This window comes from Streptomyces sp. NPDC045022 (assembly GCF_056432605.1).
The window spans coordinates 31,035-44,039 of sequence record NZ_JBWKIR010000025.1 but is presented as its reverse complement, the minus strand read 5'-3'; the positions used below and the strand labels follow the sequence as shown (position 1 = coordinate 44,039).

14 protein-coding genes and 3 pseudogenes are annotated in these 13,005 nt (G+C 68.7%); 12 read left to right on the top strand and 5 right to left on the bottom strand.

Annotated elements, in window-relative coordinates:
• The first annotated feature begins 142 nt into the window (after positions 1-142).
• The 4 genes from AC07C1_RS32375 to AC07C1_RS32360 all read left to right on the top strand — a co-directional run bounded on the left by AC07C1_RS32375 (position 143) and on the right by AC07C1_RS32360 (position 2,557).
• The gene (locus tag AC07C1_RS32375; protein ID WP_478944816.1) at positions 143-274 is read left to right on the top strand and encodes a hypothetical protein; all 132 of its coding nucleotides are present in this window, start codon (positions 143-145) and stop codon (positions 272-274) included.
• Positions 275-644: 370 nt separating this feature from the next.
• Positions 645-899: a hypothetical protein gene (locus tag AC07C1_RS32370; protein WP_478944814.1), complete on the top strand. Its 255-nt coding sequence runs from the start codon at positions 645-647 to the stop codon at positions 897-899.
• A complete protein-coding gene (locus AC07C1_RS32365; RefSeq protein WP_478944812.1) occupies positions 896-1,270 on the top strand; it encodes a PIN domain-containing protein in 375 nt (124 codons plus the stop codon). Before AC07C1_RS32370 ends, AC07C1_RS32365 begins: the two co-directional genes overlap by 4 nt.
• Positions 1,271-1,915: 645 nt before the next feature.
• Positions 1,916-2,557, top strand: coding sequence for a carbonic anhydrase (locus AC07C1_RS32360; RefSeq protein WP_478944809.1), 642 nt, complete (start codon positions 1,916-1,918; stop codon positions 2,555-2,557).
• 44 nt (positions 2,558-2,601) lie between these two features.
• On the opposite strand, the gene AC07C1_RS32355 is transcribed toward AC07C1_RS32360, so the two are convergent.
• Together AC07C1_RS32355 and AC07C1_RS32350 are read right to left on the bottom strand one after the other, a co-directional pair.
• Positions 2,602-2,997 carry a hypothetical protein gene (locus AC07C1_RS32355; RefSeq protein WP_478944807.1) on the bottom strand — a complete coding sequence of 132 codons (396 nt, stop codon included), beginning with the start codon at positions 2,995-2,997 and terminating at the stop codon, positions 2,602-2,604.
• Positions 2,998-3,068: 71 nt separating this feature from the next.
• Entirely contained in the window at positions 3,069-4,043 is a 975-nt protein-coding gene (locus AC07C1_RS32350) for an L-threonylcarbamoyladenylate synthase (protein WP_478944805.1), read from the bottom strand.
• A gap of 135 nt (positions 4,044-4,178) precedes the next feature.
• Here AC07C1_RS32350 and AC07C1_RS32345 point away from each other — a divergent pair.
• The 3 genes and pseudogenes from AC07C1_RS32345 to AC07C1_RS32335 form a co-directional block, all read left to right on the top strand.
• Positions 4,179-5,167 (top strand): annotated as a pseudogene (locus AC07C1_RS32345) (IS630 family transposase); the annotation flags it as partial.
• A 92-nt stretch (positions 5,168-5,259) separates the two neighbouring features.
• Positions 5,260-5,475 (top strand): hypothetical protein, encoded by a 216-nt coding sequence (locus tag AC07C1_RS32340; protein WP_478944803.1) that lies wholly within the window; start codon positions 5,260-5,262, stop codon positions 5,473-5,475.
• A 92-nt stretch (positions 5,476-5,567) separates the two neighbouring features.
• Entirely contained in the window at positions 5,568-5,789 is a 222-nt protein-coding gene (locus tag AC07C1_RS32335) for a hypothetical protein (protein ID WP_478944801.1), read from the top strand.
• A 224-nt stretch (positions 5,790-6,013) separates the two neighbouring features.
• On the opposite strand, the gene AC07C1_RS32330 is transcribed toward AC07C1_RS32335, so the two are convergent.
• Positions 6,014-7,129 carry a serine hydrolase domain-containing protein gene (locus tag AC07C1_RS32330; protein WP_478944799.1) on the bottom strand — a complete coding sequence of 372 codons (1,116 nt, stop codon included), beginning with the start codon at positions 7,127-7,129 and terminating at the stop codon, positions 6,014-6,016.
• 298 nt (positions 7,130-7,427) lie between these two features.
• Between AC07C1_RS32330 and AC07C1_RS32325 the strand changes: the two genes are divergently transcribed.
• The 4 genes and pseudogenes from AC07C1_RS32325 (at position 7,428) to AC07C1_RS32310 (ending at position 10,338) form a co-directional block, all read left to right on the top strand.
• On the top strand, positions 7,428-8,309 hold the full coding sequence (locus tag AC07C1_RS32325; RefSeq protein ID WP_478944797.1) for an AraC family transcriptional regulator: 882 nt from the start codon (positions 7,428-7,430) through the stop codon (positions 8,307-8,309).
• A gap of 40 nt (positions 8,310-8,349) precedes the next feature.
• A pseudogene (locus AC07C1_RS32320) lies at positions 8,350-8,646 on the top strand (zinc finger domain-containing protein); the annotation flags it as partial.
• On the top strand, positions 8,610-9,524 hold the full coding sequence (locus AC07C1_RS32315) for a recombinase family protein (RefSeq protein ID WP_478944916.1): 915 nt from the start codon (positions 8,610-8,612) through the stop codon (positions 9,522-9,524). The pseudogene AC07C1_RS32320 and the gene AC07C1_RS32315, both read left to right, overlap by 37 nt.
• Positions 9,525-9,822: 298 nt before the next feature.
• Positions 9,823-10,338, top strand: a complete 516-nt coding sequence (locus AC07C1_RS32310; RefSeq protein WP_478944795.1) for an RICIN domain-containing protein — start codon at positions 9,823-9,825, stop codon at positions 10,336-10,338.
• A 149-nt stretch (positions 10,339-10,487) separates the two neighbouring features.
• Here the strand turns inward: AC07C1_RS32310 and istB are convergent.
• Together istB and istA are read right to left on the bottom strand one after the other, a co-directional pair.
• Positions 10,488-11,172: pseudogene (gene istB, locus AC07C1_RS32305) on the bottom strand (IS21-like element helper ATPase IstB); the annotation flags it as partial.
• Positions 11,169-12,521 (bottom strand): IS21 family transposase, encoded by a 1,353-nt coding sequence (gene istA, locus AC07C1_RS32300; protein WP_478944793.1) that lies wholly within the window; start codon positions 12,519-12,521, stop codon positions 11,169-11,171. The gene istA and the pseudogene istB, both read right to left, overlap by 4 nt.
• Before the next feature lie 162 nt (positions 12,522-12,683).
• Between istA and AC07C1_RS32295 the strand changes: the two genes are divergently transcribed.
• Positions 12,684-12,941: a transposase gene (locus AC07C1_RS32295; RefSeq protein WP_478944791.1), complete on the top strand. Its 258-nt coding sequence runs from the start codon at positions 12,684-12,686 to the stop codon at positions 12,939-12,941.
• The last annotated feature ends 64 nt before the right edge of the window (positions 12,942-13,005 follow it).

The window sequence follows — 13,005 nt, the reverse complement described above, 5'->3', positions numbered from 1 at the left end:
TTCCGGGATGAAACACCGGGAGAGGTGTTCCGAGCTCATGAGAACGGCAAGGTCGGCGGCGCGCTGACCGACGCTCAAGCCGAGGGCGGGAAGCAGGCGGCCACCACCAACCTGTTCGCCGACGCCATGGGCGCCTACAAGAATGAACCCCGCCAGCCACCGCACCGTCGATTTCGATGACCCGCTCGAGGCAGCAGAGATCACCCAGTTCGCGGACCTGCTGCTGCGCCAGATCGAGCGGGCCAGACGCCGCATCGGCGCGGCAGGCGTGTAGAGGGGCGCCCATGGTGCGGGGTCTGCGCAGCCGTCGGCCCTCCCGTGGGGAGGCCGGGAGGGACGGCGCGGCCCCGCCCAGGTGACAGCGCGCACGGACGGGGCCAGGGGGCGGGGGCCTCCGCCTGGGGGAGGAAGAGGATCACCGCGGTCACAGGATGACACTGGATTCGGCCAAGCAACAGGGTTGTGACTGGAATCGGCCGCATGGCGGGGTCAGCCTTTGGCATCCGAGCCTGGGCCGGTGGGGGAGCCATGCCGGTTTGAGGCCGCCCCGCCATCCGGGGCCGCTTGCGATGGGCCGCCAGACGCGCCGACGGCGCACTCCAAAACATGAACCCATCATGTCTACCGGCGGTAGAATCGGCTCCATGAGCAAGCCGACGAGCATCAAAACCAGCGAGGAAGTGCGTGACCGGCTGCGCATCCTCGCGGAGGAGCGCGGCACCACCATCACGGAGCTGCTGGAGGACCTTGCTACCCGGGAGCTCACGGCTGCAGAGCGGGAGCAGCGCGCCCGGGAGGCTGCACAGGAGCTCGGCATCGAGTACACCGAGCAGGTCCAACGGGCCGGCCAGGACGCCTGGGCGAAGATCCGCGCCCACCAGGGCGGCGTCGCCGCATGAACCTGACGGCCGTCCTCGACCACACCGCTCTGGCCGCCCTGTATCGCGCGGATCCCTTCTTTACCGGCCTCTACATCGAGGCCTCGCGCGGTACTGGCCGGGTCATCATCCCGTCGCTGTCCATGCTGGCCGCCGAACGGCAGGTCGCCGGTGCCGGCAAGCACGCGGCGTCCCTGCGGTTCGCGGAGAGCGTGCCGTTCACTGCGGCGCACGCGGTGGATGCGATGGTCTGGACAAATGTCGACTGGCCGGTGGCGCATGCGGCAGCGATCGCCTGGCATGCGGTGAAGGCGGGGGAACCGCTCACTGTCCTGTCGCTGGAACCAGAGCTGTACGCGGGCACCGGCATTACTCCACTGAACCCGACCTGACCTTCGGCCTGGCGGGTCTCCCGGCGCCGACCGCAGACGGTTGTCAGGGCGGGTATGGAAAACGAGACGGCGACGCGCGGCTCACGGCTGGTCGATGCCCCAGGTGGTTGCGGCGGGCGGCGACCAGGGCGCGCCACCGCTGACGGATGGCTGGTTCGCCGTCGAGCCATCGAGCACCGGACACCTGTGACAGGGGCAGGTCGGCCATGTAGTGGACGATGTCGACGTAGTAGGCGTAGTTCCCGTATCTCAGCAGCCGGACCCCCAAGGAAGCGGACGCCGACCCCGCACAGTGACCGCACTCACCGCCCGACCAGCCCCCGGACTGCTTGTTCCACCAACTCCACTCTCTCTGGGCTCGGTGGCCGGGGATCGGCCCCTCGTTCGGCCGAACAGCGCGCGCCATACCTTGCTCGTTGTGAGGTGTGGAGGACGAGCGGAGGGCTCCGGACGATCGTGGCCGGGCGGCGTGTGTCGTCGGCCGGCCGCATGCGGCCGAGCAACTGCGTCGTGCGCTGAGGAACCGCATCGAGGCCGCCCTGGCCCGGCGCCTGGGGATGCCCAAGCCGTCAGCATCGGCCGACCCGGCGGTGACCGAGGAGACCAGGCGGTGCGACGGTTGGTGCCGACTCGTAGGCTGCCGACATGAGCGAGATCAAGACCCCGACGCCCCGCGACGCCTTCGAGCTGCTGCTGGCCGGTAACCAGCGCTTCGTGACCGGCACCCCAGAGCACCCGAACCAGGACGCCACTCGCCGCGCCGAGACCGCACCGTCCCAGCAGCCCTTCGCCGTGCTGTTCGGGTGTTCCGACTCCCGGCTGGCCGCCGAGATCATCTTCGACCGAGGTCTGGGCGACCTGTTCGTGGTACGCACCGCTGGCCACGTCATGGGCCTGGAGGTGCTGGGCAGCATCGAGTTCGGCGTGGAGGTGCTGGGCTGCCCGCTGGTCGTGATCCTCGGGCACGACTCGTGCGGCGCGGTCGGCGCGGCGTGCGCCGCGCTGGAGGACGGCGTGACGCCGGCCGGGTACGTCCGGGACGTCGTCGAGCGGGTGACCCCCAGCGTGCTGGCCGCCCGGGCCGCCGGACGGGTTGAGCCGGAGGAGATCCTCGCCGAGCACATAAGGCACACCGCCGACCTGCTGCTGGACCGCTCCCGGGTCCTCGCCGATAAGGTCGCCGCCGGCCAGACCGCCGTGGTGGGCCTGCGCTACCGCCTGGCCGACGGCAGTGCCCAACTCGTCGCCGCTCGCGGCCTCGACGCGGCTGTGTCCACGGCGTCCTGACCGCCGCGGCGCGGCCCCTCAGCGTGATCTGCCGCGGTCGGCCGTCAGGAGACAGGAGGCACAGCGCGGGCCAGGGGTCCCAGGTCTCCGTATAGGGCGGCGTGGAGTGCAGCCGCGAGTTCGCGGGCTCGGTCTTCGCTCCGCACGCCGTGCATCATGAAGTAGATCGGTCCTGCGTAGGCGTCCAGGTCGACCTCACGGTTTTCGACCAGGCAGGTGATCGCGGCCCGGACCGCGTCGTTCACGGCATCGTCGACAGCGTGGCCGGAGCCGGCAGTGAGCGTGTCCGCCTTCACGGTCCACCACTGCCGTCTTTCGGATTCGATGGCGACGAACACGGCCTGCTGCGCCATGGCCGTCCGGTACACGTCGTGGAAGGCGTCGGTGCCGGTGGCGTCCGGAATGAGGTGGGCGGGGCAAGGAATGGGCAGCAGCTGCACGTGGGCATTTTGTGCACAGAGGAGCTGATCAACCGCGTCCGGTGACGCGAGAGGTCCACCGTCGATGCTGGTCACGCGGTGGGCCGGGGCCCCGCGGCGCGGCGCAGCCGGTTGGCGATCGCCAGTCCCAGCCCCTCCTCCACCGGCAAGGAGGCGAGGATGAGGTCGCACCCCCGCTGGTCGAGTTCGCGCAGGAACCCGTACAGCTCGCGCGCGTAGCCGGCCAGGGACGCTGGGACATCCACCACGGCGTGCGCCTTCACCGGGGTGTCGGCGAGGGACGGGGGAAGAAGGACGCCGACCTGGTGCCCCTGCTCCTGCGCGAGCCGCGCCTCGTCGACGACCTTCTCCGGCTCGACCAGGACGACCCGCGCAGACGGCGCGTAGTGCGACGGGTGCTGACCCGGCACCCGGACATGGCTCGTGGACGGGACCTCGATCGGATACCCCAGCACCGCTTCGAGGTCCTCGCGAGTCACCCCGCCGGGCCGGAGGATGGCCGGGGTTTCGCCCATGACGTCGACGATGGTCGACTCGACGCCGACCCCGCAGGGACCGCCGTCCAGGACGAAGTCGACGGCATCCCCGAGCTCCGCCCGGACGTGGCCGGCCGTGGTGGGACTCACCGAGCCGAAGCGATTGGCGGACGGGGCCGTGACACCGCCGCCGAAGGCCGACAGCAGCGCGAGGGCAACGGGGTGATCGGGCACACGCACGGCCACCGTCTCCAGGCCACCCGTGGCTTCCGGGGACACCCGCCGACCACGCCGCAGGACCAGCGTGAGCGGCCCCGGCCAGAAGTGCTCGGCCAGCAGGCGCGCCGTCGCGGGCACGTCCTGGACCCAATCGTCCAGATGCTGCGCGCCGCCGATGTGGACGATCAGCGGATGGGAGTGTGGACGCCCCTTGACCTGGAAGATGCGCGAGACGGCAGCGGGGTCTTCGGCGTTGGCGCCCAGTCCGTAGACGGTTTCGGTTGGGAGGGCCAGCAGGCCGCCGGCGCGCAGCACACCGGCCGCCTTCTCGATGTCACTGGTTCTTGCCATCACCCTCGAAATCCTCTCACCGTTCCGCTCTCCCACGTTCCGCGGTCTCGTCGGCGCATACTGACTTCGGCTCGTCAGGGTGAATCTTTGCGAAGTCCCTGAAGGGCCTGGAGCGGTGGCTGTATCCCGTGCTGTGTGAGGTATGCGGATGGGGGCGGGCTGACCGCTGCGGGGCGGCAGCGCCGGGAAACGGTACGGATGCAGGCAGCCGAGCTGTTCGAGCAGAAGATCAAGCCGCCGGAGGTTGCAAGGCGTCTGCGGGTGAGCCTGAAATCGGCCTACCAGTGGCACCTGCTGTGGCGGGACGGCGGTCGTGAGGCTCTGGCCTCGCGTGGCCCGAGCGGGTCGCGATGCCGTCTGTCGCCGCGCTGCTTGGAGAAGCTCGCCGGGTATCTCGAGCAGGGGCCTGCCGCGCATGGATGGGTGGAGGGCCAGGTGTGGACCGCGGCGAGGGTGGCCACTCTGATCGGCAGGAAGTTCCACGTCTCCTACAGCGTCTCGGGTGCCACCCGGCTGATGCACCGGCTCGGCTTCAGCCCACAGGTCCCCGGGCGGCGGGTCGCCGAACGCGACGAGCAGGCCGTGACCGCGTGGAAGGAGGCGACTTGGGCTGAGGTAAAAGGGCCCGGGCGGCCTGCGGAGGCTACATCTGCTTCGAGGACGAAGCCGGGTTCACCCGACGGCCGCCCAAAGGACGAACCTGGGGCCGGCGCGGCCACACGCCGGTCGTGACCGTCAGCGGCCGCCGCTCGGGGCGCCTGTCAGTGGCCGGGCTGATCGCGATACGGCCAGGCTCCCGCACCCGGCTGTGCCACCGTCTGCGCACCCACCCCGCAGGCAAGGGCAAGCGCCGCAGCATGGGTGAGCGGGACTTCATCGCGCTGGTCGACGGCGTCCACCAGCTCGTCAAGGCGCCGATCGTGCTGGTGTGGGACCGGCTGAACACCCATGTCTCCCACGCCATGAGTGAGCTGATCGCCGAGCGTGAATGGCTGACGGTGTTCCTGCTGCCCGCGTACTCGCCCGACCTCAACCCCGTCGAGGGGGTATGGGCGCACGTCAAACGCAGTCTGGCCAACCTCGCCGTACTCGCCCTGGACCGACTCGAAGGCCTCGTACGCAACCCGGGTTCGCCTTCACCCCGCTGGCCATTGCCGCCCGACAAGATCCCGGCGCATTCAACCTGGACCGGCTGCTCCAGCTGCCGCACCGCGACATGGTGGCCGACGTCGTCGCCCAGATCTACAAGGCCGCCGACGGCCCGCTGAACGACCTGCGGAACCGCACACGGTCGGAGGACTGCACGCCAGCGCCCACGTTCCCGACCGACCGCATCGCCGCGGACGCCGACCTGGCCGTCGACGGACTGCTGCTCGACTTCAAGAGCACCCGGTCCACCCGCACTCTGCCCAAGCGGAAGCGTGGCAGCTGACCGGCTACCTGCTGCTCGACAGGGACGACCGGTACCGGATCGACACCGTCGGCCTGTACCTCTCGCGCTCGGGCACGCTGGCCAGCTGGCCGGTGGAGGAGTACCTGGACCTGCTCGGAGCCTGCCGCCGCGAGATCCCCGCCTTCCGCGCCGCGTTTACCGAGCTGCTTGAAGGCTGCACGGCTGACGTCGAACCGTACGAGCAGGAGGAGGAAGACCGGGTCCGCGAGCTCCTGAAGCGCCTGGCGCCCGTCGCCGCCCCAGGCCAGTGCCTGGTGTGCATCCAGCCCTGCCCCGGGTGCGAGTGTGAGTAGTTGCGGTGCAGAAAGTGCCACTGAAGTTGATCATGGTCGGCTAGCACACGGATACAGGTGCCGCTGGGGTTCGCGGAAAGGTCGCCGGGCGGCCGTTGGCGCTGGCTACGGTCCGGCCGTGCCGGTGGAGTTTCTGACTGATGAGCAGGCCGAGGCGTACGGAACGTTTTCGAGCGGGAGAGGAGAAGGGCAGCCTGTGCGGGCTCAAGCCGCCCCGCTGCCTGTCAGTGCAGTCCGCTGTAGGCGGCCACGATGATTTCCATGCCACGGTTGTCCTCCTGCCGATCCCGGTCGATCATCTGGTTCATGACGTAGGCCACGGTCATGCGTGAGTCGGGGTCGTTCGCGACCAGCGAGCCGCCCCAGCCGCCCCAGCCGAAGGTGTTGCCGAACTTACCGAAACCCACCGTCCAGCACATCGGCGTTCCCAGTACGCGGTCCTCGCCGCGGAACACTTCCTGCCACGCGGGCTCGCAACCCTGGGGGGACAGCAGTCGCACGCCGCTGGCCGAACCCTGGTTCGCCAATACCGACTGAGCCAGGGCGACAGAGCGAGCGTTGCCGAAGCCGTTTACCGCAGGGATCTGCGCACGGCGCCAGGCCTTGGAGTTGGCGTCCTTGACCCGGATCGCCACACCGGTACTTTCCCGGCGTGTGCCATCCGGTCCGAGCGGTGCGCTGGCGGCGTACTCGTCGGTCAATGACGGCGGCGGGATGAGCGGTGCGACGCGGTGGTCATGTTCGGTAGAGAGTCCGATGTGGAAGTCCGCGCCCAGCGGTTTGGCCACCTCTTCGGCGAAGAACTCGCCGAGACTGCGGCCGGTGATGCGGCGGACGATCTCACCTATAAGGAACCCGAAGGTGAGCGCGTGATAGCCGGCGGCCGTTCCCGGCTCCCATTCGGGCGCCTGCGCGGCCAGCCCTGCCGTCACGCTCTCGCAGTCGTAGAGCTCCTCGACCGTCGTCGGCCCGGACAAATCCGGCAGTCCCGCGGTGTGCGACAGCACGTGCCGTACCAGCACGTTCTTCTTACCGACCAAGGCGAACTCGGGCCAGTAGGCGGCGACCGGCGCGGACAGATCGAGCTCGCCCCGGTCGGCCAGGATCAGCGCGCAGAGGGCGGTCATGTTCTTGGTCGTCGAGTTCACGCCGACGATGGTGTCGCGCTCCCAGCTGACAGAGCGGTCCGCATCGGCGTACCCGCCCCAGATGTCGACCACCGGCTCGCCGTCGATGTAGACGGCCGCCGAGGCACCCACGTCGTCCTTGCTGAGCAAAGCTGCAAGAGCCGCCCGGACTACCTCGAACCGCGGCTCGCAAAACCCCTTAACATCAGTCATAGGCGTAAGCCTCAGGTCACGCCGTCCTTTCCTGCCCGACAATTGCCGCACTAGTTTTGTCGGGCGGGGCGCGACCACATCCTCTCTACTCCAGCAAGGCGGCCTGACGGCCGCGCGGTCAGCCCACCGGACCGCTCGGTCGACCACTCCTGTTTCGCCTCGCGGTCGGCCGATGCCCGGTCGGCGCCGCAGAGCACAGCGCCGATGACCATCAAGGCGCCGCACGCGGCGAACGGCTGCCTGGCGGGGCGGATGTTCTTACGGTGGAGACGGACGCGAGAGGGAAGGGCGGATAGGCGTGCTGGAGCGGCTGAATCAGGCGTTGAACCACCTGGAGGCATGCCTCGACCGGGAGGTCGACATGGCGGAGGTGGCCCGGATCGCCGCGGTGTCGGAGTACCACTTCCGGCGGCTGTTCTCCGCGCTCGCCGGGATGCCGCTCCCGGTCTACCTGCGGCGCCGGCGGATGACACTCGCCGGGGCCGAGGTGCTGGCCGGGGACCTGACGCTGCTCGATGTCGCTGTGCGGTACGGGTACAGCTCGGGCGAGGCGTTCGCCCGGGCATTCCGGTCGGTGCATGGCATCGGGCCGGGCGAGGCCCGGCGCACGGGTGCGGTGCTCACCGCGCAGCCGCGCATGTCCTTCCGCGTGGTCGTCGAAGGCAGTACGACCATGCGCTACCGAATCGTGGAGAAGGAGTCGTTTCGGGTCGTCGGCAAGAAGGCCCGGCTCCCACTCGTGCCGGAGGGTCTCAACAGGGCGGCTGTGGCGCACCTGGAGAGCCTGGACGAGTTGGCGATCGTGCGGATGAAGGAGCTGGCCGGTCAGGAGCCGGCCGGGATCTTGTCGGCGGTGGTGTACCTGACCGACAGCCGGGAGGAGGGCGCCGAGGCGGACTACTGGATCGGCGTGGTGACCGGCCCCGAGGCGGCCGCCGAAAACCTCGACGCCCTCGACGTGCCGGCCGGGACCTGGGCGGTCTTCGACAACCACGGACCCTACCCGAGCGGCCTCCAGGAGCTGTGGCGAGACGTGTTCACGCAGTGGTTCCCCTCGAACCCGTACACGAGCCGGACAGGTCCGGAGCTCCTGCGGACACAGCCGGTGGATATTCGCGCCGAAACCGACTCCCAGCTGTGGATCCCGGTCGAGCGGAGCAGCGAGAGCGCCGAGGCGTGAACACCGGCACCGTACGTTGCCCACCGACGACCTACGGACAATGATGAGACGCAGCTCACAGCAGCTTTCACAAACGTTCCTTTGCGCGAGCAAGATCAATCGCAGGCCACCGGACCCTCGCCGCACCCGGAATCGTTCGCGGAACCCGTTCTCACTTAAAAGCGGGACGGACCTCCTTCTGAGACTTGCATTGTGCGAAAACCGGGCCCATGACGGACCCTCACCAGCCCTCCCGACCGACCGGTCGGACGCCAACGACGTCGAACAGCACGCCTGTCCGAAGTGTGACGCCGAGCCCGGATCACCCTGCCGCTCGCGCGGCGGCGCGGTCGCCTCCGCCTACCACACCCGCCGCTTCACCATGGTGCCCCGGCTGAAGAAGGCGCTGCGGGTGCCGACCCAGCCGACCGCGGCCCAGGCAGGCCGTGGCGGCCCGGCACCCCGCCGCCGGCGCCGATCGACCCGGACCTGCCGAGTGCGGACATCCGCATCGGCTACGCCCGCTGCTCGACCCTCGGCCAGGAACTCGGCTCCCAGCTCGACGCGCTCAGCAAGCACGGCATCCCCCGCGACAAGATCTTCAGCGAGAAGATCAGCACCCGCGTCCGGGTCCGCCCCCGCTTCGAGGAAGCCCTCCGTAGGGCGCGGGAGGTCAAGGCCCACGCCCCCCACTGCCGGGTCTTCTTCACCGTGTACGAGATGAAGCGGCTCGGCCGCGACGCCGCCGAACTCACCGCGCTCGCCGACCACCTCGCCGCCCACGGCCTGGTCCTGGAGATGCTCGCCGGGCCCCTGCCCGGCATCTACGACCCCACCGGCCCCGGCAAGCTGCTGTTCGCGTTCTTCGCGGCGATGGCGGAGACCGAGCGGGAGAACATCCGCGAGTCGACGCTGGAGGGGCTCGACCACGCGGCACGCAAGGGCAAACACGGCGGCCGGCCACCGGTCATCACCGACGACATGCTCCACACCGTGCTGCGGCGCCGCGCAGGCGGCGAGTCCGTCGAGCAGATCCAGCCCGACCTGATCATCCCCACCGGCAAGCGCAAGGGGCAGAACCCCTCGGTGGCGAGCATCTACCGGGCGCTCGCCGAGCACGCCAAGCGCGAGGCATACTCCGAAGCCGTCGAACAGGCCCACGCCGACTTCGCCGCCCTCCAGGTCGGCGAAGTCCCCGGACCCCGCCTCGCTATCCCTGACCGAGCGTCACTCTGATTACAGGAAGCTACTTGTCACTTCGTCGTAGCTTCGGGAGAACAGGGCCGTTAACGGCCCCGCAAGTCCTGCCCGCCGCTCTGGGGCATGGCTGCCAGGCGGCGGGTGATCAGGTCCGCAACCGCCGATTTGTGGGTTCGACCAGTTGGCTGAAACAGGTCGCGACAGGTGGCCTGCTGGCGTCCAGGCTGTCTATCGCCAGCCCGAGCAGCAGGCGGGACACACGCCCAAGAGCCGGTGGGCCTTCGGAACATTCGATGAACTATGAAGGGCCATTGCCGCCATGAATCGACACGGTATGGTTTCGCTGATGTTGGCTGGCGCGTTGGCATCTGCCATGAATCTGGCGGTCGGTTCGCCGGCTGGCGCAAGCAGCCCTCCCTCCTACCCCATCCCTAATCTGGCAACTGGGCTATGTCTTCAGCCGGATCAGGGGTCGCTGGACCAAGGTGCAGCGATCGTGCAGCAAGTTTGTGACAGCAACTACAGCGGACAGCGCTGGGTGTTTGTTTCCCTTGGCGGTACGAAATTTCAGTTCCGGAATCAACTTAGCGGCATGTGCCTGGACGCCCGGGGCGGTGCCGCCAATGGAACGCCAGTCCAGCAGTGGATCTGTAACAGCATCAGCAATGAGATATGGGACAGCGGCCACGCACCGCTGCCTCTTCCCGGACCCTTCGGTGGCAGCCTCCCTCTGGTCTCAAGGGTGTCCGGTAGCAGCAGCCACTGCCTCGACGGAAATATGCCGTTCGGCGATCCAGCCGTTCATCTATACCGCTGCAATTCTACCCTTGTCCAGCAGTGGCACTTCTGACGGCTTCTCAAAAGTCCGGCGGTCTTGGTCCGACCTGGCCGACGGGGCGTCCAGGAAGCGTTTGCTCGACGACGGACACCTTCCACTGTTCCAGGGCCGGGCTATCCGGCCACCATGAAGATCGGCGTTCGGAAGGCTGTGTCTTGGAGGTGCAGGAGGCGGTCGAGGATGGCGGTGGCGAGGACTTCGTCACCGAAGACCTGACCCCACTCGCTGAAGGTCTTGTTCGAAGTCAGGATGATCGAGCCCTTCTCGTAACGCTTGGAGATCACCTGGAAGACCAGATTCGCCTCGGCTCGCTCGAGGGGCTGGTATCCCACCTCATCGACCACGAGAACGCCCGGCCGCAGATAGGTGCCGAGCTTGCTGGTCAGTCGACCTGCCGCTTCGGCGGCTTTGAGGTTGCGGACCATGTCGTCGAGGCTGGTGAAGTAGATCGAGTAGCCGGCCCGGCAAGCCGCGACGGCCAGGGCGACGGCGATGTGCGTCTTGCCGACGCCGGGCGGGCCGAGCAGGGCAACGTTGGCCTTCTCCTCGACGAAGGAGAGGCTGGCGAGGTCCTTGACCTTGCGGGGGTCGAGCTCGGGCTGGAAGGAGAAGTCGTAGTCGTCCAGCGTCTTGTGGTGCGGCAGCTTCGACAGTCGCAGGCCCTGCCGAAAGCGCCGGTCGTCCTTGACGGCGAGTTCCTCGGACAGCACCAGGTCGAGGAAGTGGAGATAGCCCATCTTGGCCTCGTCAGCCCCGCTGGATGTACTGGTTCAGGGCATCGGCCAGGTGGGGCAGGCCGAGCTTGCCGGCCGTGGTGCGGATGCGGGTGCCGGTCAGCTCGCTCAACGGGCTTCCTTTCTCGGAGTGTTGGAGGTGAAGGGGCGGGTGCCGGTCAGCTCGTCATAGACCGACAACGGACAGCGGCCGACCTCGACGCGGGCAGCAGCGGCCCGGTTCAGCAGGGCCTGCAGCGGGCCGGCCTCCGGCCCGGGTGAGGGCTCCCGGCGGGGCGAAGGCGGGCTGTCGCCGGTGGTGACGCGGCGGCCGGCGCCGGTGGGCAGACCGTCCCAGTGCCTGTCGTCGACGATGCGGGCGCCGCGGCCCACAGCCCGCGGATGGGCGGCCAGGAGAGTCTCGCCGTCCGAGCCGGGGACCGTGGAGTGCAGCGTGACTTGGGACTTCGTGGCGCGAATCTCGACCAGCTGGCGGGGGCGGACCCTGCGGGCGGGCACCGAGTAGAGGTTCGCGTCGAAAGCGACCAGGCAGTCCTTGCCGACGTGCCGCAGATGCCGTTGGGCGACCACATACGGAGTCTCGGGCAACGGGCGCAGGGCCATGTGGTCGCGCACCGCCCGATGGCCGATGACCTCGCCATGAGTGCCATGCACCTTCGCCCGCCGCAGCGGCACCCAGGCTGCGAAAGCGGCGTTCATCTCCTCGATGGACGAGAAGGCCCGTCCGGCCAGCACGTGATCGCGGACGATGCCGACCTGCCGCTCGACGCGGCCCTTGCCCTGCGGCCGGTAGGCGGCCAGCACATCGATATCGAAGTCGTAGTGCCCGGCGAAGGCGACCGCCTCCGGAGGCAGCGGGACCGCCTCGCCCGGGGCGACGTGCCGGCGCACGACGGTCTTGGTGCGGTCGTAGACGATCGTCATCGGCACCCCGCCGAAGTGCGCGAACGCCTGCCGGTGGCAGTCGAAGAAGGTCGCCAGGTCCTGGCTGGTGGTGAAGCAGCAGAACGGGTCGCGCGAGTACGACAACGTCATGTGGAACGAGTAGACCTTCGGAATGCCGACATGAGCGAGGACCTTGCCCTCATCACCCCAGTCCACCTGGGCCTGAGCCCCAGGGACCACCTCGAACCGGCGGTGCAAACCGGCCAGTTCACCAGGGCTGATCCCGAGTTCCTCGGCGATCCGGGGCCTGGCCTCCTGCAGGTAGAGCTTCACCCGCTGGTAGTTGATCGCGACCCCGTACTCCTGGACCAGGCGCTCGTGGATCACCGCCCCCTTGAGCAGGATCTCCGCCCTGAGCATCGCGTCGATCAACGGGGCAACCTCGTCCACCACCCGCTGCCGCGGCCGCCCGCTCGGCTCCCGCTGCGGCGGCGCAGCCGACACCTCACCCGACAGGTACTTCGCAACCGTGCGGCGGTTCAGCCCGGTCTCCTTCGCGATCTCCCGCAGGCTCATCGCGCCGGACTCATACAAACCGCGAAACCGCCGAAGCTCCAGCCAGCGATGCGGATCCAAGACCACCGTCAGCCGCCCCTCTGCCACCCCGAACCGACAGCAGCAGACTCGCGGCCCTTGCCCCTCACCGCATCAAGAACGGTGCACTCTCATCCGTACGAGGTGGTGCACGTTCACGTGTACGCCGACAGCAAGTTCAAGAAGAACGCTCCGGACTGGTACGAGGAGATGTACGAGCGGCAGCGGAAGGCACATTCCTCACGACGCCGCGTCGAGCACGGCATCGCCCATCTGAAGAACTGGCGAGCTTTGACCCGCCACCTCGGCCGCCGCGAGCACATGAGCGACACCGTCCAGGCCGTCGCCGGCCTGCTGTCCCACCAGCAGACCGCGGACCTGACGTCGGCGCGGCAGATGTGAACACCGAGCCCCGCCGCCATCCTCGACGTCTCCCTGCCTACCGTGCACGAGCTCGTTAGGGCTC